The 23,003-nt window shown below is 51.9% G+C and carries 7 protein-coding genes; all 7 read left to right on the top strand.

Annotated elements, in window-relative coordinates:
* Window positions 1-30 precede the first annotated feature (30 nt).
* The 7 genes from NST43_RS18710 to NST43_RS18680 are packed head-to-tail and all read left to right on the top strand — an operon-like array spanning window position 31 to window position 22,992.
* Entirely contained in the window at window positions 31-7,584 is a 7,554-nt protein-coding gene (locus NST43_RS18710; protein WP_339218639.1) for an amino acid adenylation domain-containing protein, read from the top strand.
* Window positions 7,581-12,500: a condensation domain-containing protein gene (locus NST43_RS18705; RefSeq protein WP_339218638.1), complete on the top strand. Its 4,920-nt coding sequence runs from the start codon at window positions 7,581-7,583 to the stop codon at window positions 12,498-12,500. Before NST43_RS18710 ends, NST43_RS18705 begins: the two co-directional genes overlap by 4 nt.
* Window positions 12,501-12,503: 3 nt before the next feature.
* Window positions 12,504-13,682, top strand: coding sequence for an aminotransferase class I/II-fold pyridoxal phosphate-dependent enzyme (locus NST43_RS18700; protein ID WP_339218636.1), 1,179 nt, complete (start codon window positions 12,504-12,506; stop codon window positions 13,680-13,682).
* A complete protein-coding gene (locus NST43_RS18695; RefSeq protein ID WP_339218634.1) occupies window positions 13,679-15,262 on the top strand; it encodes a cobalamin-dependent protein in 1,584 nt (527 codons plus the stop codon). The genes NST43_RS18700 and NST43_RS18695 overlap by 4 nt, the downstream gene beginning before the upstream one ends.
* A gap of 9 nt (window positions 15,263-15,271) precedes the next feature.
* The gene (locus NST43_RS18690; protein WP_339218632.1) at window positions 15,272-17,311 is read left to right on the top strand and encodes a non-ribosomal peptide synthetase; all 2,040 of its coding nucleotides are present in this window, start codon (window positions 15,272-15,274) and stop codon (window positions 17,309-17,311) included.
* The gene (locus tag NST43_RS18685) at window positions 17,308-21,333 is read left to right on the top strand and encodes an SDR family NAD(P)-dependent oxidoreductase (RefSeq protein WP_339218630.1); all 4,026 of its coding nucleotides are present in this window, start codon (window positions 17,308-17,310) and stop codon (window positions 21,331-21,333) included. Before NST43_RS18690 ends, NST43_RS18685 begins: the two co-directional genes overlap by 4 nt.
* Before the next feature lie 27 nt (window positions 21,334-21,360).
* Window positions 21,361-22,992 (top strand): carbamoyltransferase N-terminal domain-containing protein, encoded by a 1,632-nt coding sequence (locus tag NST43_RS18680; RefSeq protein ID WP_339218629.1) that lies wholly within the window; start codon window positions 21,361-21,363, stop codon window positions 22,990-22,992.
* Window positions 22,993-23,003: the final 11 nt, after the last annotated feature.

Below are 23,003 nucleotides of genomic sequence, written 5' to 3'. Positions count from 1 at the left end.
TGCTTGGATTGTATACAAAGGGGGCTGTGAATGGTGCATGATGTTGATTTGAAGAGCAAGATCATTGATGAATATTGGATGAAGAAGCTGTCACCGCAGCTCCCCAAGGAGATGCTTCCGGCACAAAATACTTCAGCAGAGAGCTCTGTAGAAGGTACAGAATGCTGGGAAGCGGTAATACCCGTGACAATCCTGAGGCAACTGGAGCAGGTGTCCGGCGGATCAGAACTGGCCAGGCTTATTGTACTGCTGACTGCTGTTTCGGGCCTACTGTGCCGTTACAACGAGCATGGAGAGTCGCTCATCGGTACAACCACATTAAGGCAGTCCGGACAAGAGGGCGGTCAAGTGCTCTATCTAAGAAATCGCGTGGAGCAGGACCAGCCCTGGAAGACTCTGCTGGAAGCCATGCATGCCGAACTCTCGCGTTCGTTCAATCATCGAGGGCTCCCGCTGGAGCAGGTTAAGGAGAGACTGCTTACATTACCGGGCTTCCGTACCGAGGTGCTGCAGCAAATCGCCGTTGTTGATGAAGGACTCCAGACCTCTCCGGAGGGGCTCATGCTTTTCCCGCTGGTGGTAAAGTGGAAGTGTAGTGATTCCACACAAGGGCAAATACTGCAGTTTATCTTCGATCCGAACTTGTACGATGCTGCTATTATTCGTTCGTTTGCCGCCAACCTGGTCCATGTGCTGGGAGCTTTGACGATGAAGCCTCTTGCATCTCTGGATGCCGGCGAATGCCCTATGCTTGCATCCACCGAATGTGAGATTCTCTTAACAACGTTAAATAACACTTTTCACACGGGGAACAGTGTTCGGTTATTGCACCAATTCCTGGAGGAGCAAGCCGCAAGAATGCCGGATCAGACAGCGCTGGTCCAGGAAGACCGGAAGGTGACTTACCGCGAACTTAACCGGAGAGCCAACGGACTGGCTGGAATACTGAGGGAATATGGTGTAAGACCTGAGCAGATTGTGGGGATTGTGGTGCGGCAATCCATTGAGATGATTATCGCCATTAACGCTGTGTTGAAGGCAGGGGGTGCCTATTGTCCGCTTGATCCGGAACTCCCGCAGGAAAGGCTGCAGCAGATGATGGAAGACAGCGGTATAGAGTTTGTGCTGACGATTGGAGCACAGCCTGAGCTAGCTGGCCCCTGGAGGATAATTGACATTACCATTCCCTTTGTTACCGGCTGCGAGGCGGATAATCTGCCGACGTTAGCGGCACCGCATCATTTGGCTTATGTGCTGTACACCTCCGGCTCAACCGGCCGCCCGAAGGGAGTCATGATTGAACACCGGAGCATCGTTAATCAAATAGCAGGCTTAATGCTGCATTATTCGTTTGACGCTTCACTGCGTCATGTACTTCTGGCCCCTTATACATTCGATCCTTCGGTACAACAGGTGTTCCTTCCTTTGGCGACTGGCGGTACGTTATATCTTATTTCCAGAACCCAAATCACTGATCCGGATTGCTTCTGGGATCTGGTATGTGAAGAGAAGATCAATGTCATTAATACTGTTCCTTCCCTGATGGAAGTGCTGATGGAGCAGACAGACGGGCTTCCGCATCAGCTTGATTATGTAATTATGGCGGGTGAATCTTTTACGCATGAATTAGCCTGCAGACTGAAGCAACGTTTCGATATCCGTTTCCTGTTCAATATTTACGGACCTACTGAAGCGACGATCAATACCACTCTGTATGAATGGCATTCGGGCAGCAATCATGGCACTGTACCTATCGGCAAACCCTTGACCAATTATCAGGTGTATGTATTGGATGCCGAGCAGCGGTTGCTTCCCTACGGGGCTTCAGGTGAGCTGTATATCGGCGGAGCCGGCTTAGCCCGCGGCTATATTAACCGCCCGGAGCTGACCAGTAAGGCATTCATCGCTCATCCGTTCAGACCGGGAGCACGATTATACCGTACAGGGGATATAGTGAGATGGTTGCCTGACGGTCACTTACAGTTTATCAGACGAATTGATCACCAGGTCAAAATCAACGGGATGCGGGTCGAGCTGGGCGAGATTGAGAGTGTACTGCGGGAATATCCGGGAATTAAAGAAGTAGCGCTGGTCCATGGCGTTTCCGCTAATTCAACGGAATTAGCGGCCTTTTACACCCGATTCTCTGCGAATGACAAATCGGCTGCAGACATTACGCAAGAGAGCCTGACTGCGCATCTCCGGCGTTTTGTACCCGAGTACATGGTTCCTGTTCATTTCGTTGAATTGGCAAGGATGCCTATGACAGTGAACGGAAAAACGGACAAAAGTGCGCTTAAGGTGCCGCGGCGGATGAACGGATTGGCCGGTCCGCGAAATGCAGTTGAAGAAAAGCTGATAGAGATTTGGCGAAAGCTGCTGGGCGGCGGGGAATTCGGCATACACAGCAGCTTCTTTGAATCCGGCGGTAACTCGCTGTCCGTAGTCCGGCTGCAGAGCCGGATTAACCAGGCCTTTGATGTGAAGTTGACCATCTCCCAATTGTTCACGCACCATACGATTGCATGCCAGGCGGAAGTGCTGCGGTCTTCTGGTAGGGAGAAGGTAAATGTAGAAAGGGAAGGTCTAAGGGCTGTACAAGTGCAGAATTCAGAGCGGGTTGCGGACAGTAACGGAAGCCGATTAAGTGGAAATAATGATATTGCGGTAATCGGAATAGCGTGCCGCTTTCCCCATGCCGCTTCCCAGGAGGAATTCTGGGATAATCTTTGTCGGGGCGTAGATTCGGTGGGTGTGATTCCGCAGCAGCGTCTACAGGATATTCTTCCGGGCATTGCTGTTTCAGATGAGTATGGGGCCAGCTTTCCAAGAGGTGCTTATCTGGAGAGGATCGACACCTTCGATCCGCAATTTTTTCAAATATCGCCGAACGAGGCAGCCATGATGGACCCGCAACAGCGTCTGTTCCTGCAGGTGGTCTGGGAGGCCTTTCAGGATGCGGGCTATGGGGAGAAGGAGGTGTTCGGCTCGCGGACCGGGGTTTTTGCCGGGACGGGCAAGCCGAAATATCTCGAGCTTATGGAGCAAATCGAACCGTCAGCTATTCCGGGGAATCTGCAGGCTGCCATCGCCGGGAGAATTGCATATACCTTTAATTTAACGGGACCGGCCGAAGTGATTGATACCGCTTGCTCTTCCTCACTCGTTGCCGTGCACCATGCCGTTCAGGAACTGCTTCTGGGCGGCTGCGATATGGCCATTGCCGGGGGAGTTAATCTTTATTTGTCGATGGTGGATCAGAATATCTACGAAATGGGAATAGCCTCTCCTGATGGGCGCGCTAAGACCTTTGACCATTCTGCCAATGGGACCGGTGGTGGAGAGGGGGGAGGCGCTGTACTGCTGAAGCCACTCCAGCAGGCTGTAGCCGATGGGGACCACATTTATGCTGTCATCAAGGCAAGCGCGGTGAATTCGGACGGTAGGTCTGGCGGAATTACCGCACCGAATGCTGCAGCCCAATCACTTGTCATTGAGGAAGCCTGGAGGAGGGCAGAACTGGACCCGGAGACCGTTACGTACATTGAGGCGCATGGTACGGGAACAAGGCTTGGGGATCCTGTTGAAGTGGAGGGCATCGCGTCCGCATTTCGTAAGTATACGGAGCGCAGGCAATTTTGTGCAGTGGGGTCGGTCAAGACCAATATCGGCCATTTGGACGCAGCGGCAGGCATTGCCGGCTTCATCAAAGCGGCGCTTGCTGTCTTCCATGGTTACATCCCGGCGTCACTCCACTTCACTCTGCCTAATCCGCATATCGATTTTTCGGATATGCCGGTATATGTGGCGGATTCAGGCGAGGAATGGCGTCCAGAATGCGGAGTCCGCAGAGCGGGTGTCAGTTCCTTCGGACTGAGTGGAACCAACTGCCATGCCATTCTGGAAGACTACTTTATTAAGCCTGAGCCGTTTCCAGCTGAAGACGTGCAATTATTTACTTTGTCTGCCTGGTCTGCGCAAGCGCTTCTGAGATATGTGGATCGTTTCCTGCAGTTTCTTCCGGGTACCGCAGCTTCTCTGGCGGACATCTGTTACTGCTCCAGCCTGAGCCGCTCAGCTTATACCCACCGGTTAGCGGTAACTGTGAATTCTGTTCAGGACCTGCAGCGTAAGCTTGTTATCTTTAGAACCGCGTATCTGCAGGATGAATATGCGTTGGGCACCGGGGAAAGAGATCAAATCTCTTGGAATCAACTGTCCAAAACGGATATGGAGAGTGCTCATGCTGAATTGAAGCCGAATGCATCTCTATGGGAGGTTGCAGCAGCTTATCTGCAAGGTGTAGCAATTGACTGGAGGAGCTGTTATCGCGGGCAAGCCCGCAGACGCGTGCCGCTGCCAGCGTATCCCTTTGAGCAGAAACGATGCTGGACGGCTCCGGCCAAAGTACTGCTGGAGGCACCAGCTCCGGTAACGCCTGAGTATGCGGCAGATGTGGTTAAGGCTTCGGATTTCTTGCACATTCCCGGGGCGGTATTCAGGATGGGTGGACAATTGCTAGCGGAAGGCAGCTTTGGCTGGGAACCGGAATATAAAGCGAATCTGGATCATTTTGCGGTTCAACTCATTCTGCAATTTTTTCGCAGCTACGGATTGTTTAACGACCAAAATGTCTATTCCGGGCAGGAAATTATGCATAAGACGAGAATTGCCCCTCCCTATCAGCGGTTGGTCAGCTATATGCTGTCCTTTCTGAATCAGAAGGGATGTTTACATTCCGAGGGGGATATTCATTCTTTAACCGGTGTATATTCCAGCCTGGATGTGAAGGATTTATGTGCGGAATATTGCCGGCAATATCCGGAGCTTGCAGGCAGCTTCCAGATTCTTAAGCATTGCTTCCAGGCGTATCCAGATGTTCTATCGGGCAAACGTTCTCCGCTGAGCGTACTTTTTCCGGATGGAACCTCTCATTTTCTGCAGTCATTTGCCAATCGGAGGCGGACTTTGGGGGATCTGCATGAAATTCTGGCAATAGATGCTTTGCAGCAGCATATCACTGTGTTAGCCCAGCTTCACCGGCCCGTCCGGATTCTGGAAGTGGGAGGGGGATCGGGGACCATCGGCAAAGCGATTTTCTCCGGACTAGCCGGTCTGCAAGTTGAATATTGTTTTACGGATATAGGGCGGTCGATTGTTCTGGAGGCCAGTAAACAATTCAAGGAGTATCCATTTGTGCAGTACCAGGTTTTTAACATTGAGGAAGATCCGTTGATACAAGGATTCAAGCCCGGCCAATTCGATATCATTGTTGGACTAAATGTGATCCATGCCACTCGGAATTTAAGATGTGCTTTATCGCAACTGAAGAAAATTATAGCGGCGGGCGGGGTATTGTATCTCATTGAAAAAGTATTGAGCGAGCCCGGTGAGAACTTGGTTTGGGGTCTAACCGAGGGCTGGTGGCACTTTGAAGATACGGATATACGGCAAGCTACCCCCTTGCTGTCCGCCCCGGCCTGGGAGAAACTTCTGCATGAGGAACAGTTTGCGGATGTCCGTAGCTATTCCCTGGAACTAGCGGGGACTTCAGATACGGAAAGCGGCACGGCCCTTATTATCGGTTCGATGGGCAAAACCTTAGCCCTGCCGCCTGAAGAACTGATGTATGAGGTGCGCTGGCTTCCCAAAAAACCGGATGCGGAGCCGGTCAGCCAGCCCGGGGGCGTCTGGCTGATCTTCCGGGATGAGCTGGGGATCGGGGAGCACTTGTCCGGGCAGCTTATGCGGCTAGGCTGCAGCATTATTACTGTAGACAAGGGAAGTGAATTCAACTTCCGTCACAGCAACCGGTTTACAATAGATGCCGGAGAAGAGGTCCATTATATCCGTCTAATGAACATTCTGGCTGAACAGGGGCGGCAGATTTCCGGAGTGATACACCTCTGGGCGTGCACAGCCTGTGCGGAAGTGCCCGACAGCGGTACGGCAGATCTGTTGCTGCAAGCAGGACTCTACAGTGTCACATACCTGACAAGAGCTATGTTGAACTTCGGAACTCATGACGAGGCAGATATCCGGGTCGTGACCGACCATGCTGTGATGCTCGCCGGAGACCAAGCCGTCTCTCCCGGGAAGTCGTCGATACTGGGACTTGTCAAGGTCATTTCCCAGGAGCATCCTAAGCTGCGCTGCTATGCGCTTGATGTGGATACCGGCGCTTACTCCGCTGAAGAAGTGTCTGCTTTGATTATGAAGGAACTGGCGGAGAACAAGAATGACGGTCTGGTCGCTTTCCGCCAGGAGCGATTGGTTCAGGAGTTAGCCCGGTTCAATCCGAAGAATTATCCCCGGCAGGAATTCAGGGTCCGTGAGGATGGAATCTATATTGTTACCGGAGGATTGGGCAGGCTGGGAATGGAGATCTGTAGGTATTTATCCCGGGAGAAGCCTGTCAAGCTGGTCATTATCAGCCGCTCCGTATTGCCTGACAAGCTTCGCTGGAGACAGTGTCTGGAGCACCCGGCAGAAGGTATACATCCTTCGGATATGCATAAACTGGCGTCGCTTCTGGAACTGGAGGATAACACCGGATCGGAGATTCACTATTTTGCCGGAGATGTTGCTGATGAGCAGCGCATGCGCGAGATTATGGCGCAAGTACGGAGAATAGCGGGCAGCGTTCATGGGGTGATCCATTGCGCGGCTGCACCGGGTGCCTGCAGTCAACCGCTGAAAACCCAGACCCAAGAGAAATTCCGGCAAGTTCTGCGGCCCAAGATACAGGGAACGCTGGTGCTTGACAGTCTGCTGGCTCAAGATCCACTGGATTTCTTTGTAGTCTACTCCTCGGTCGCCTCCCTCTGGGGCGGGGTCGGAGGAGCCGATTACGCTGCGGCCAATGCCTTCTTGGATGCCTTCAGTGCCAGCCGAAATGCACGTGGAAAGAATACGCTGGCTGTGAATTGGTATGCATGGGAGGGACTGACCGACCCCGGATGCATGGGATATATGCCTCCCGGAGATGCCTTGGCCGCTCTCCGCATTGGACTATCCAGCCGGATGGATCAAGTGGTTATCGGCAAGTTCGACCCGCATGTGCTGGCCGAGTGGGCTCCAATGATGAAGATCCGGCTAGCACCTGATGTGATTCGCGGAACTTCCTCGGGCATTCGCCCAGTTAAGGCTGAGCCCCTTCCGGGAATTGCTGCGGAAAGCTTGAAGGAGGTGCTCTTGACCGGTAGGAGTGATGGAGAATTTACAGTGCTTGAAAAGCAGATTTCACTGATTTGGGCACAGGTGCTGGGTTACGAGGAGTTTGACGTTAACGATAACTTTTTTGATATCGGTGGTGACTCTCTGCTGATCCTCAAGGTCTTGAGCCTGGTCAATGCGCAGGTAGATGCAGAGGTTGAAGCCGGTGACTTATTCTCCTACGGTACTATTGCCAGGCTGGCGCAATTTATCGGAGATAAGCGAGCCGTACCGCAGGCTGCGCCGGAACAACCATCTTGGGCAGGATCAACGGCCCCTGAGGATGATGCCTTGCGCCGGCTGATAAAGAGCGTCAAGAATGATGGCATCTCTGTCGGTGAGGCCATGAAAGGATTTGAGGAGCTATGAGCAATTCGTTTGTAGAATCCATCTTGCAGCTTGTTGCCATTGATGCAATCTCGGAAGACAATGCTTATTCGTTGATCAAGGCGCACCAGTCGGTTACAGGTGATCAATCAAAAGACATTGCCATTATCGGCATCTCCTGCCGGTTCCCCCAAGCCGGCAATAAAGAGGAGTTCTGGCACAATGTGGCCAGCGGTATGAACAGCATCCGGCCATTCCCGTCCGCCCGTATGGAGAGCATCCGTCCCTTCCTGGGTGAAGATGATTCCGGCGGCCCTTATTATCAAGCCGGTTATTTGGACGAGATTGATTTTTTCGATGCGGAATTCTTCAATATTCTTCCCGGGGAAGCCCAATATATGGACCCGCAGCAGCGGATTTTTATGGAGACGGGCTATGAGGCTATTGAGGATGCGGGTTATGGCGGGGAACGTATCCGCAATGCCGATACTGGTGTGTATGTGGGCTTCAGCGAAGCCAGATATAAGGATATGGTATCCGAGGATGTCCCCGCAGCATTTGTGGGCAACTTCCCGCCAGTGGTGGCAAGCAGACTATCCTATGCCATGAACCTGTCGGGTCCGGCAGTAAGTATAGCGACAGCCTGTTCTTCCTCACTGGTTGCTCTGCATCTGGCATGTGAAGGATTGCATGCTGGAGACTGTTCAATGGCGCTGGTTGGGGGGGTAGCCATCGGACCGCTGCCGGCTAAGCTGGAGAACGGGAGCGGCTTGGGAATTACGTCCATTGAGGGCAAGTCCCGCAGCTTTGATGCAAGTGCAAATGGTACGGCCTGGGGCGAAGGCTGTGGCGCGGTGCTGATCAAGCCGCTGAAGCAGGCGGAAGCAGACGGGGATTATGTCTATGCAGTTATCAAGGGGAGTGCGATCAACCAAGATGGAACGTCCAACGGTATGGCGTCGCCCAATGCTTTAGCCCAAGAGGAGGTGCTGGTCAAAGCATGGAACCGCGCGGGGATTGATCCGCTGACCATCAGCTATATCGAAGCCCATGGGACCGGCACCAAGATCGGAGATCCCATAGAAATTAAGGGTCTGACCAATGCATTCCGGAAGTTCTCGCTGAATAATCACTTTTGCGGGGTTGGCTCCGTCAAGAGCAATATCGGTCATTTGGATTCGGCTTCTGGCATAGCTGGATTAATTAAGACGGTAATGGCCATGCAAAAGAGGCTGTTGCCGCCATCCATCCACTTTGTTGAACCCAATCCGCTGATGAGTCTGCAGCGGTCCCCGGTCTATATCAATACCCGGCTGAAGGAATGGAGTTCTCCAAACGGCCAGCCGCTGCGGGCGGGGGTGAGCTCATTTGGGCTCAGCGGAACGAATTGTCATGTTGTGCTGGAAGAGTTCCAGCCTCGTCAAACCGGTAGACGGCCGCTGCCGCTGCGGCCTGTATACATCTTTCCACTCTCTGCACGCAACGAAGCTTCTTTACGGAGACTCATCGGTAAATATATTGAATTTATCAGCGACTGTGCAGAACCCGCAAATCTGGAGGAAATCTGTGCAGTGTTAAGTACTGGCCGTGAGCATCATGCTTGCCGGCTGGCAATTCTGGCAGCAGATCCCGGGAAGCTGCTGGGCAAGCTCCGCCAGGCTTATTGTGCCTTCGGCTCCAAGGATTGGCTGGATCTGCGTCAAGAGGGGGTGTATTCATCGCTCTGTCCGCCGGGAAATCCGCTGCGGACGGCTGACAGCGGAGATGAGTGTGCTGCGGTTGCCCGGGCCTATGCGGAGGGAGGGAGTATCCAATGGATGGAATTTTATCCGCAGGCCCAATATGCCAAACGGCCCCTGCCTACCTATGCGTGGGAACGCACAAGGCACTGGGTCGAAGCACCAACCCGGCGTCCCGGCCGCCATATACAAGAGAATCTACGGGTAACAACCGAAGTTCGACTCTTCGACGGCGGAGGCTTCCCTCCTACGGAGGAAGAATACCGTATGGCCCAGCTGTGGGGCAAGGTGCTCGGGCTGGAACGGCTGGATGTAACGGACGATTTTTTTCAGCTTGGCGGAGATTCGCTGTTGGCCACAGATTTGATTAATCGTATCAGGGGGGAGTTCGGTGCCGTGGTGAACATGGCTCAGTTCTTTCAATTCCCCAGCATTCGCGGGCTGGCTGGTTTGCTCACGGCTACACCGGAGGAAGACGCCCCCGCTTCCGGACCCGCGCGGGAATACTACCCGCTCTCCCATGCACAGAGAAGACTGTTTGTCCTCAACCAACTGGCAGGACAAAGTCTGAATTACAATATGCCGGGTGCTGCGATCATCACCGGTCCTATAGATGTGCAGCGCTTCAAGGATACATTTGCGCAGCTCATCCGCAGGCATGAATCCTTCCGGACGGTATTTGATGTGACAGAGGATGAGATTGTCCAGTGTATACTGCCTGATGCCGATTTTAGGGTCCAATATGACGCGGAGCCGGCAACGGTTAGGCCGGAGGATATCTTGAGGAATTTCATTCAGCCTTTTCAGCTTGAAGAGGCTCCCTTGCTGAGAGTGGGATTATTCAGGCTTAGGCCGCAGGAAGGAGGCCGTGAGCTTCACCTGTTCCTGTTCGATATGCATCATATTATCTCCGACGGGGTATCCATGGAGATTCTGATGAAGGAATTCTCAGCGCTATACTTGGGTCACTCTCTGCCCGCTTTGCAGAGTCAGTATAAAGATTATGTTCTCTGGCAATCCGCGCAAATGCACAGTGATGATATGCGGCTTCAGGAAGCCTATTGGAGGCGCATGTTGGCAGAGGATAACCATGACAAGCTTCCGGTCCTCGATATGCCTCATGACTTCCCCCGTCCTCCGATTATGACATTTGAGGGGGATGTGCACTGCGTTACGATTCCGTCCAGTCAGGTGGACAAGCTGAAGGCTCTGGCGCTGGAGCACGGGGCAACGTTGTACATGATGATGCTTGCCGTCTACAGTTCACTGCTTCACATCTACACAGGACAAGAGGAGGTGGTAATCGGCTCGTTAATGGCCGGGCGCCGTTACCAGGGTTCCGAGCAGATGATCGGTCTATTTACGAATTATTTGCCGCTCCGCTGCTCTCCGGCCGGCAGCCTAAGGTTCAAGGATCTGCTCAAAGCGGTGGTCAGGCAGACGGTTGAAGCTTATGATCACCAGGATTACCCGTTTGAACAAATGGTCGACTTGCTGAAGCAAAAGAGGGATCTTTCCCGCAATCCGATCTTTGATACTATGCTGATACTGCATAATCAGGGAACCCGGAATCAAAGCTTTGAACTGGACTCTATTAAGATTGGAATGATGGATTGGGAGCGTACAGCCTGTACCCTGGATTTAAAGCTGGATCTGTTTCAAGGCTCGCAGGGTGAGCTCAATTGTTCTTTTGAATTCTATAAGCGCCTTTTCCACAAAGAGTCGATTGTCCAGTTAGCCGGACACTTCTTGACGCTGGTTGAGCAGATTGTGAACGATCCGGAGCGGAGACTGTCAGAATACCGGATTCTTACTCTTGCGGAAGCTGTAGTTATTGAACGCAAAAGAAAAGTGAAGCATGGGCTATTTGAGCTCCCGCCGCTGGAGAGAGTGAAGACCTCCGGGAAAGGTCCATTATCCCTCCGGCAAAGGATGATCGTTCGTAACAGAGAGGCGATAAACAATGTTGTTGTTCATGTACTGCTCCATGGAGAGGTTCAGCAGGATGCGCTTGCCAGGGCACTGGAGATATTTCACCGGAAGACTCCAGGTGCCAGAATCGTACTGCAAGAAGACGAAAGGGGACATAGACAGGCTGTTCTGGAGTCAAGTTCCCCAGGACTTGCAATATCGCCTATACCCGGTGACAGTAACGTAGACCAGCTCATTTCGGTCCTGCTCCTGGAGGAAATCCGCCACCGCTTTGATTTGTCCAGCGGGCCGCTGTACCGGGTCACTATGCTCCAGGACAGTAAGGAGCTGAACCATGTCATCTTAACGGTTCACCCATTCATTGCAGAATGCCTGGCTGTAAGCAGAATGCTTAGTGACATCCTTCACATCTACCGTGAACCGACGGATGTGCTGAATGCTAATCTGCCGGTGAAGCTGCAGGAAGGGGATACGACGTGCGATACAGAGATTCAGGAAACGGCGTATGCCTTGAGCTTTGCAAGCTGGCAGCAGAGTCTGCTGCACGAAGGTTATCTGGAGCCGCAGCGGCCCTATTGGACAAGAGCACTGAGGCATCCCCTGCCGCGGTTTGAATTCAGGCTGAAGCGCGGAGGGAAAGAGCAGGCCGGTACCAGATTATCATGGTCCCATACCGGCATTATCCTGCCTCCCAAGACGCTAGGTCTTCTTCACAGCTATGCTGCTCCTTATGGTGCAGATGTGACAGTGCTGCTGCTATCGTGTTATATCATGCTGCTTCGGCAGCTTACTCAGGCAGAGGACATACTGGTAGGTACCCTGATGAACGGCAGCGCCCAGACTCGTGAGAGCGGATTACCCTTTATCTACCAGACACTGAGTCCGTTGCGGCTGTCTCTGCAACACAGCACCTCATTCGGTGCGCTGCTTGGGCAGGTCAAGCAGGAGGTTGAAGCGGGAAGATCATCCATGCTTTATCCCTATGATCTCCAATGGGTGAACGCCGGGAAGATAGCTGAATCCAAGGAGACCTTGTATCAAGTGCTGTTTGCGGAGGAAGAATGGCCCCTGGCGCCTGAGGGATTGCGTCTTGCCGAATTCCATCAGTATATGCCGGAGGAAGCGCTTCTTAAGCTGGCGGTGGCCAAGAGCGATGAAGGGTTGCAGTGTACATTCTATTGGGATGATTCTCTGCTGGAAGCAGACTATATCCGTTCCATGGCCCAAAGATATCACAAAATAATAGAAACGCTTGCTCAGAGCGTTACTAATCCCAAGGAGGAATAAGTAATGATGGAAATGAGATCGCCGATTGAATTTCATGACAACCGGTTCTTAATGTTTGTGCTTGACCAGATGGCTAATGACTTTGAGCAGGAAGGGATCAATGATGTGATTCGGATGACCTTGGGGAAATCGGAGCTGCCGCTGCATCCTGAGATCATTGGAGCTATGAAGGAAGCGTTGGATACTTTTGAGAAGAGCACGCTGGTATTTCCTGGAGGTCTACCTGAATTAAGAGAAGCGCTGGCTGAGGATTACAAGAATAATTACGATCTTGATATCAAGCCTAGCAATATCGTGATTAATGTGGGAACTAGTGCTTTGTTCCGTAATCTGTTCTATCTTTTGGCCAAGGAGGGTGATGAGGTGCTCCTGCCGCTCCCTTACTATTCTCTCTATCATTTCTGCGCCCAACTGGTTGGGGCCAAGGTACGCTATTACAACATAGATCTCGATACCTTATCGCTGGATATAGACTCATTCCGGGCCAATTTCACGGATAAAACCAAAATCGTGGTCATTAACTCACCTGGAAATCCACTCGGTAACATTCTGACCCCAGAAGAGCTGTATGCCATGGATGAGATCATCGGCGGCAGAGCGGTTGTCATCAATGATGAGATTTACTCTAGTGTGTGCTTTGATCAGCGGAGTACTTCAGTATTGGAACTGAAGGATACTAAGTCAATATTCATCACAACCAATGCGTTCTCCAAAGGATACAGAATGTACAGCCGTCGTGTAGGTTACTGCATCGTTCCGGAGGAGCTGGTGACACCCCTGACGGTTATTCAGCATCATACACTGCTTACGACCGATCCGGTTGTGCAATTCGGCGCACTGGAAGCCTTGCAGCATCCAGAGGAAATTGAGCAGCTGGTCGGGCTGTACCGGGACCGCCGGGATTATACGGTGGAGCAATTCGAACAGGTACCGCTCGTCAGAGCCATTCCAGCGAAGGGCAGCTTCTATTTCACCTTGAACTGCAAGGATTATATGGATGAGCACGGGCTGTCTACCAGCCTGGAGCTGGCAGAGGAAATTATGAAATATAAACATGTAGCCACCGTCCCGGGTTCTGATTTCGGCTTGCCGTATACGCTGCGGCTCTCGTATTCAAGCAGCAGCTACCACGAAGGGATTGACCGGCTGGTAGATTTCTTTACAAATAAAGCGACAGGATGATGAAGCTTCTATTCGTTAATCTGTACCCCTCAGACAGTGAGCGCGGGTATTTATTATCTTCTTATGTTCTCAAAGGCTACCTGGAAGCTTACAGTATGCAGCCGGAGGATCTGGATGTTGAAGTGAGCAATTATTCCACAGATAGCGATGCATCGCTGATGGCCAGCGACATTATCAGAAGCCGGGCCGATGTGGTCGGATTCAGTTGTTATGTATGGAATGTCGAGAAGATTGGCGCGCTGCTGAAGCATCTCAAGCCCAGGACAGATTCTTGTTATGTGCTGGGCGGGCCTGAAATTTCTCTGGATTGGATCGGCAGACGTTCCCGGCAATTCCCTTCGGACTATTATGTTATCGGGCCTGGAGAGAGAATACTCCTGCAGCTTGTCGATTATTTGCGGGGATTTGGAAGCGAGCGGCCAGCCGGTGCGGCCTTCTGGTCCGGCGGAGCTTTGCAATATACGGAACCTCTCCTGGAGAACCAGATTGCCGAGCTTGATGAGATTCCCTCTATCTATCTGAATGAGGTGATTGAGAACGATCTGTATGAAGGGCAAGAGGCGTATCTGGAAACCCAACGCGGCTGCCGGTACCGCTGTAAATATTGCGTATACCACAAGAATCTGGACAAGGTGTATTCTTTTTCACTGAACCGGGTATTCCGCGAGCTCCATCACTTAATTGAAAAGAAGCAGGTTCTCTCTTTGCGTATTTTTGATTCGATCTTTACGAATGACCTGGAAAGAGCGAAGGCCATTATCCGTTATCTGATCCAGATGAAGGAAGATGGGGTCCAGCTGCCCTATCTGCTCTACTGGGAGTTGATGTACAACGGGGTCGATGAAGAATTTTTTCAGCTTACAGCTCAACTGAAATACAGACAGAATATTCTGAATACCTACAAACCGCACTTTGCCGATGTCGCGCAGCATTACTCAAGTCTGCTGGAGGATTACACGGTCATTAATTGCATCGGGCTTCAATCACTTAACAAGGAGTCACTTCGGGCCGTTCACCGGGTAGGAGTGATTCCGAGGAAGCTGGATCAATTCATGAGTCAAGCCCGGCAGTATAACGTTGTGCTTAAGGTGGATCTGATTTTGGGACTGCCGTTTGAAACCTATGAGTCTTACCTGGAGGGTCTTAATACTATATTGCCTTATTTCGAAGCAACGGATCATATCCTGAATATTCACCGTCTGCAAATATTACCCGGCTCGGAGATGGAAGAGGTATGCAGGCGCTATGAAGTGGAGTACTCCCTGAGTGCTCCCCATTACGTCCATCAGACTCGGGAGTTCTCAAGGGAGCGGCTCATTTTGGCTTCTGCGCTGACAGCAGTGCTGTTCCGGGTACTGAACTCTACACTGCGGCCTTATCTGTATCGGGCGGTTAAAGCGAGCGGGCTATCCTATACCCAGCTAATTGAGGAATTGTATGCACAAATCCTGCATGCTGAGGAACTGGGTGCGATTGCTATCGTCGGCGGTGAAGTCAATGATATGTACTGGAATGAACAGGTCTTTCAGGATTTGCCGTCCGAATGGTTGATTTCAAGATTTGAAAACTATGTAAAGTAGGGAATGCCTATGGATTTTTTATCATTTGATATTTTATCCGATGACGAGGAACGGATCATTGCGGAACTTAACCAGACCGAAAGGGAGTATCCGGCAGAAGCAACGATTCATGGGGTAATATCAGCCCGGTGTGCGGCTTCTCCGGAGCAGACTGCCATTACCGAGAAGAACGGACTTCTGACTTACAGGGAATTAGAAGAGCAGTCAAACCGGCTGGCCCGGCTGCTGGCTCAAGCAGGCGCAGCCCCCAATTCATTGATCGCCATAGCTGCCGGACGCAGCACGGCCTTGGTCACCTCTGTCCTTGGCATTTTGAAGGCGGGTGCTGCTTATGTACCTATCGATCCTGATTATCCGAAGAAACGCATACGTTATATGCTCCATGACACTGCCTGCCGCATTCTTGTGACAGAATCCGCCTTCTTGCAGAGCCTGCGGGACGATCTGCCTGAAAGCCTGGAGACCATTATCTGTCTGGATGAAACGGATGATCTTCCGGATGCGCTGACGGTCTTTGGGCCGGAGGATATCGCACAGATGCCAATTGATGGATGGGTAAATGCCAATTCGGAAGATGATCTGGCGTATGTCATTTATACTTCCGGTTCTACTGGGGAGCCGAAGGGCGTTATGATTACGCACCGGGCGGCGATGAACACTTTGTTCTGGCTGCAGGATACCTTTGCATTGACGGAGCAGGATGTGATTGCCCAAAAGACATCAGCCAGCTTCACGGATTCGGTATGGGAGTTTTTCTGGCCGCTGATGGCGGGTGCGCAGCTTAGCATTATTTCGGCAGAAGCGGTAAAGGACCCGCTGCAGCTCTATGGTCAGCTTAAGGCAGACCGGGTAAGCATTACGCAGTTCGTACCAGCCCAGATGAGCCTGTTCCTCGATGTGGTCAAAGGCGAGCAGGACTCTTCCCTGCCGCATCTGAAGTGGGTATTTAACGGGGGAGAGGCCCTGCCCGTTAACATTGCCCGGGAATGGTACGGTGTATTCGGGCAGGCCCGCATTGCGAATCTTTACGGCATGACCGAGTCGGCAATCTATGCTACGGAATATCTGCTCGACGGGCCGCCGGACGCCGGCATATTAAGCATTCCGCTCGGCAGACCCATCAACAATGCCCATATCTATATTATGGACGTGCAAGGCCGGCATTGCCCCTTCGATGTCAAAGGGGAAATCTGCATTGGAGGTCCGGGAATCGCTGCAGGATATTGGAACAAAGCGGAATTGACGCAGAGAGCGTTTATGAATCATCCCGTTACCGGTGAGAGACTATATTGCACGGGGGATTTGGGCTTGCTCAGACCGGATGGCATCGTTGAATATTTGGGCAGAAAGGATGACCAGGTTCAAGTACGCGGGTATCGTGTGGAATTAAAGGAAGTGGAGCGTGTGGTCTCCGGATTCCGGCTGATGAAAGAAAATGCGGTGATTTCCAGACCGGATAGCGCGGGATCTAACGAATTGCTGTGCTACTTCACTACCCATGACAAGGGTATTGACGTTGATGAGCTGGCCGAGCATATGCGTGAGCTTTTGCCTAACTATATGATTCCCGCCTATTTTATGGAGCTTAATGAAATGCCGTTAACTCCCAACGGAAAGATCGACCGCAGAAAACTCCCCGATGTGCAAACCAAGATAAACCGGACCAGGGAGTATACCGCTCCAAGAAATGCAACGGAGCAGACTCTAGTAAAGATTTGGGCTGAAATTCTGCGTGCCGGAGAAGAAGAGATTGGAATTCATGACAGCTTCTTGGAGATCGGAGGGAATTCCATCTCCATCGTCAGACTGCACCGCAAGATCAAGCAGACACTTATGATCGAGATTACTGTGGCAGAATTATTTTCTTATCCGACAATTGCGTTATGGATGGACCATTATGTTAACCGTGGCAACAGCAAGGATACAGATGGAGATGAGGAGGCACAGTTAACACGCGACCTTATGGACCTTTTGGAACAAGTTGAAGAAGGCACCATTGATGTCGAACGCTCTGTCGAAGTATTCGACAAACTCCAGGGGGGATCATGATGAAGCTGGTCAAGAACTATATATTGTCCCAGGTTGCAGCCAGAACCCTGTCTAAATCCGAAGCTTTGCCTCTGTTACAAGAATTGTCCAACCAAGAGGGCAACTCCGCCAGGATGGAGGATATTGCGGTTATCGGGATGGCCTGCCGGCTGCCCCAAGCCGGCGGGCCGGAGGAATTCTGGAGCAACCTGATTCATGGTGTAGACAGCATTGGCGATTTCCCGGATAGCCGCAAACGGGATGTTGACGCTCCGATCCGGGATTATTTCAAAAACAAGCGCAATGCGCCGGAGATTAAGTATCGCCGCGGGGCTTACTTGAACCGGATTGATCTGTTCGATGCCGAATTTTTTAATATTACACCGGCGGAAGCTAGATGCATGGACCCGCTGCAGCGTATTTTTCTGGAGGTATCCTGGGAGGCGTTGGAGGATGCGGGATATGCCGAGAAGGAGCTAAACGGCTCCAGAACCGGAGTGTATGTCGGGGATACAGATGCGGACTACCTCAAGCTGATTCAGGAGATGGAGCCCTATGCCTTGCCCGGCAATACCATATCTATTGTTGCCAGCCGGCTTGCCTACATTCTGAATTTGGCCAGCGGAAGCCATCTTATTGACACGGCTTGCTCCGCATCCCTGGCTGCGGTGCATCATGCCATCAAGGGTCTGATTACCGGCGATTGCGAAATGGCGTTGGCCGGCGGGCTGAATCTAACCTTATTTCCGATTGATGAAGGTCTTGCTGATATTGGCATCGCCTCAACTGATTATAAGGCCCGTACCTTTGATGCAGATGCCAACGGAACCGTCTGGGGTGAAGGCTTCTGTACAGTGGTCCTGAAGAAGCTGAAGAATGCCAAGAGAGACAGGGATCACATTTATGCCGTCATTAAAGGCAGCGCGATGAACTCGGATGGCAAATCGAACGGGATTACAGCACCCAGTGCCCGGGCCCAGTCCGAACTGATTCAAGCCGCGTGGCGCAATGCGGGCATTCCACTGGAGACAATGACCTATCTGGAAGCCCACGGTACAGGGACAAGACTCGGGGATCCGATTGAAATGCAAGGAATTACCGGCGCGATCCGCAGCTCAACGGACCATCAGCAATTTTGCGCTCTGGGAGCGGTTAAGACTAATATCGGTCATTTGGATACGGCGGCGGGATTGGCCGGATTCATGAAGACGGTGCTGGCCTTGAAGCATCAAGCCATTCCGGCAACACTGCATTTTCACGATCCCAATCCGCATATTGATTTTATGAATTCTCCGGTGTTTGTCAATACCGAGCTGATGCCCTGGACGACCAGCAATGGAGTGCCGCGAAGAGCTGGGGTTAGTGCCTTTGGCTTGGCCGGGACGAACTGTCATGTGGTGCTGGAAGAATACCAGGGGGATGCGCCCTCCGCCGCGGGTATACCGGAAGGGCCGGAGATAAGTATATTGACCCTGTCGGCCAAGAGCAGGGGGTCGTTCGATGCCTTGCTGGAGCGGTTCATCCTTTACCTTCCAGATACTCCTTATACACTGCGGGACATTTGTATTACCAGCAATACGGGACGCGGGCATTATGCTTATCGACTTGCAGTAGCTGCAGCTTCCTTGGACGATTTGCTTGGTAAGCTGCTGCTGCTGCGGGATACAGCAGACAGTGACCGCGCTTTTCTGAAGAAGGCAGGGATTCATTATGCTTATCTCGAGCAACGGAAGAACAGGTCTTACAATGCGAAGCCTAACACGGATCTAAACAGATTACTGGATGAATATGCCACCGGCAGCGAGATTCAGTGGGAGGATTGGTACGGCAAGCATCAGGGTAGACGAGTGCCGATTCCGGTATATCCGTTCTCGGGGAAACGGCATTGGATCAACTATATTCCGGAGCAAGAGACCGTTTCCGTTCCGCAACAGCCGGCGGTCAGGAATATGGATGATTGCTTCTATTCACTCCAATGGGTGCCCAAGGAGCTGGATGCCGCCAAGGCGGCCGCGTTACCTGCCGGAGAAGCCTGGCTGTTGTTCACTGATGATACAGGCGTGGGTGTTTTCTTGTTCGAACACATGAAGCAGGCGGGCTTGCGGCCTGTTCTTGTGGAAGCGGGTGATTCTTTTACCAAGATGCAGGAGGACTCCTATAAGCTGTGCCCCGAGACTCCCGGGCATTTCGAACAGCTCATTGTGGCGGTAACGGATGGCGGGCACCAGCCGATAGGAGGAGTTGTACACCTATGGACCTGTACGGAAATCCGCAGCGGAATGCGGAATCCGTTAATGCTGCGCGAGAGCCAAATCAGGGGAGCAGAGAGCTTGCTTTATTTATTAAAAGGCTTTAAAGCGCAGAACATCGCCTTTCCGCACGAGATTAGAGCAGTCTCCAATTACGCTCACCTGGTTACCCCGGAAGATGGATACCTTTTTCCTGAGAAGGCGCCTCTGTGGGGATTGATGAAAGTGGTCTCCCAGGAATACATGGAGTGCCGGTGCAGTTGTATGGATGTGGAGACCATCGGCCGCAAAAGTAGTGATGTAGCTCTGGAGATCATGCAGGAGTTGAGACATGTAGAATCAGCAGAAGACTACGGCTCCGCTTGGCGCAACGGTAAACGTTATACCCAGCAGTTGGGCAGGATGAAGGTGCAAAGCCTCCCGGAGAGGGATATCCGCCTGAGAGAAAATGGCGTCTATCTGATTGCCGGCGGAGCGGGGGCTGTAGGACTGGAAACCTGCAGATATCTGGCCGGAAAGACCCGGGCCAGACTAGTTATCGTCAACCGCACGCCATTGCCGAAACGGCAGGAATGGGAACGGCTGGCGGGCTATAGTGCCGATACTCCCGTGTCCAGCCGGATAGCCGAGCTGCTGCGACTGGAGGAACTGGGGGCCGAGGTTCATTATTATGCAGCTGATATTACAGATTTGACCGCGATGAAGGCGGTTATGGCGGATGTAGAAGCCCGCCTCGGTCCGGTCCACGGTATTATTCATTCAGCCATGCAATTGGAGCACGAACGTCTGGAGCAACTGGATATATTCGGATTCAGGCGTGCGGCGGATACCAAAGTCATCGGCGCGTGGGTGCTGCAGGAATTGGCTGAAGAGCAGAACGCGGATTTTGTTCTGCTGTATTCTTCGGCAGCCTCCATTCTGGGCGGGGTGGGTCTTGGAGGATATGCCGCTGGTAATGCCTTTATGGACCAATTCGCTCATTATCACAGCCGCCGGGGTGCGGAGATGTTGTCCATTAACTGGTCGTTTCTGGAGATGGGGGCGACCGCTGTTGAGCTTGCCGCAGTTCGGAGCTTGTCGCTGCCGGTATCAGCCGGGGATTTTGCGCTTATTCTCGATAGACTGTTTCAGTATCGGACAAGTCAGGCTCTCATAGCCAGGATTCGGGGGGATGAGCTTAAGACGGCGTTGAAGCTGTTGAAGGTGCATTTCGCTCCGGAATTGATCTCGGCGCTGACGCAGCCGACAGAACTTACCGGTACTGCAAGCCCGGAGGCATATCAGCAAACGATTCATGCCTATCAGGAGCTGAAGCGATGGCTTCAACAAAATGACGCCATTCAGGATATAATTCAGCGGGATGTGGAGCTGGGGTCGCGATTTGTATCCTTTGAGGAGCATTTGTACTCGGCCCTTCAGTCTGATACGCCTGCACAGTTGGCTCAGAAGCTTACAGGCCGGACCTTTGCTGTTAAGCTTAAGGATGGTGAAGATGATAACTATTTAGAGATGGAGCGGCGTCTGGGTCAAATCTGGGGCGAGGTACTGGGTCTTGAGGAAATCGGCGTTCACACGGATTTCTTCGAGAATGGAGATTCGCTCATGCTAATGAGCGTGATCAGCCGGATTAAAAACGATCTGTCAATTGACATCCCAATCCAGATCTTTTACCAGGAGCCTACGGTATCCGGATTGAGCCAATGGCTTCTGCATTCTGAAGAACTGGAAGCAGACGACTCCGATGATATTCCTGTGTTGCCGCGTTTTTATGGGGATCTTAAGGACCCCGGCTAATTTGTCCGATCCAGTGGGGGGTTACCAATGCTATTTTGCGGATTGAAATTAACGCATGACGGCAGTGTCGCTGTCATTCAGGATGATACACTGCTGTTCAGCTATGAGGTTGAGAAATTTAACAATAACAAAAGGTACAGTGAAATTCCTGATCTGACCTTCGTGGAAGAAGCGCTTGCACTTAACGGATATACCGCTGAGGAAGTTGAACATTATACCATTGACGGCTGGGCGGGGTTAAAGACCGGTGAAGTCATCACCCGCTGCCAAGGAGAAGACTTGACACTTATGGTTGCTCCCTACCGGGAGGCAGCTTTATCCGCTAACTCGCTGTTCCCATATCCGGGGAAGGGACTGAAGCTGGGTGGTAAGGAAAGGGCATATACGAGTTATTTGCATTCCACCACTCATCTGTTAAGTACGTATTGTGCAAGTCCATTTGCGCTTCGCGGAGAAGATGCTTACTTGCTGGTTTATGATGGGGGCATGTATCCGCGGCTGTACTACTTTAATTATAAACAAGGAATGATGGAGAATCTGGGCCCTATTTTTATGCTGATCGGGAATATCTATTCACTCTTTGCCCTGCACTTTGAGCCATTCTTTCAGAAAGACCTTGGGCCGCGGGTGGATGATCTATCTGTTGCTGGCAAAGTGATGGCCTATATTGCTACCGGGAATGTAAAGGAAGAATTAATGGGATGTTTTGAGCGGATATACCGTGAGCATTTCTCGCCGTCGATGGAGTTCAACTGGGTCTTCTCACGGGAAATCAAACGTTTCGTAGACGAACATCACATTTCTCACGCTGATGCCCTGGCCTCATTCCATCTGTATATGGAGCGCTTACTTGTAGACTCGATTAATGCGGCCGTTCGCAAACACGGGAACAGAAGTCGCAATTTCTGCTTTATCGGCGGCTGTTCTCTGAATATTAAGTGGAACAGTGCGATCAGAAGCAGCGGTATTTTCGATGAGGTGTTTATCTCTCCGTTCACTAACGATACGGGCAGCGCTATCGGTGCGGCTTGTTGTGAGATGTATCGGCAGACGGGAAATTTACATTTGAAGTGGTCGGTATACAGCGGGCCGTCTGCTGTGCACAATGACCCTCCGGAAGGCTGGTCGCAGAAGGCATTCTCCATACAAGAGCTGGCCCGGCTGCTGCATGAAACCAATGAACCGGTTGTCGTTCTGAATGGAAGAGCGGAGCTTGGTCCGCGGGCACTCGGCAACCGTAGTATATTGGCGACTGCCATTCAGCCGGATATGAAAGACCGCCTAAATGTCATCAAGCAGCGGGAGCTCTACCGGCCGGTATCTCCCATATGTATAGAGGAACGGGCACCGCTGATCTTTGAACCTGGAACGCGCGATCCTTATATGCTGTTTGACCATATCCTCCGGGAGCCGTGGTCGGAGCTGATTCCGGCGATTCGTCATCTGGACGGAAGTGCGAGGCTGCAGACCGTGAGCAAGGACGATAATCCGGTGATCTATGACCTGCTGTGCGAATATGAGAAACTGAGCGGAATTCCAGTTCTTTGCAATACCAGTGCCAATCTGCTCGGCAGCGGTTTTTTTCCAGATGTACGTTCGGCTACGGAATGGAATGGCACTGGCTATGTCTGGTGCGATGGTAATTTGTACTACAAATAACTTCAGATGGA

Origin of the sequence: Paenibacillus sp. FSL H8-0332, assembly GCF_037963835.1 — a bacterium.
GTDB lineage: Bacteria > Bacillota > Bacilli > Paenibacillales > Paenibacillaceae > Paenibacillus_AQ > Paenibacillus_AQ rhizoplanae.
The sequence above is the reverse complement of the archived record's forward strand: the minus strand, read 5'-3'. Positions and strand labels throughout refer to the sequence as shown.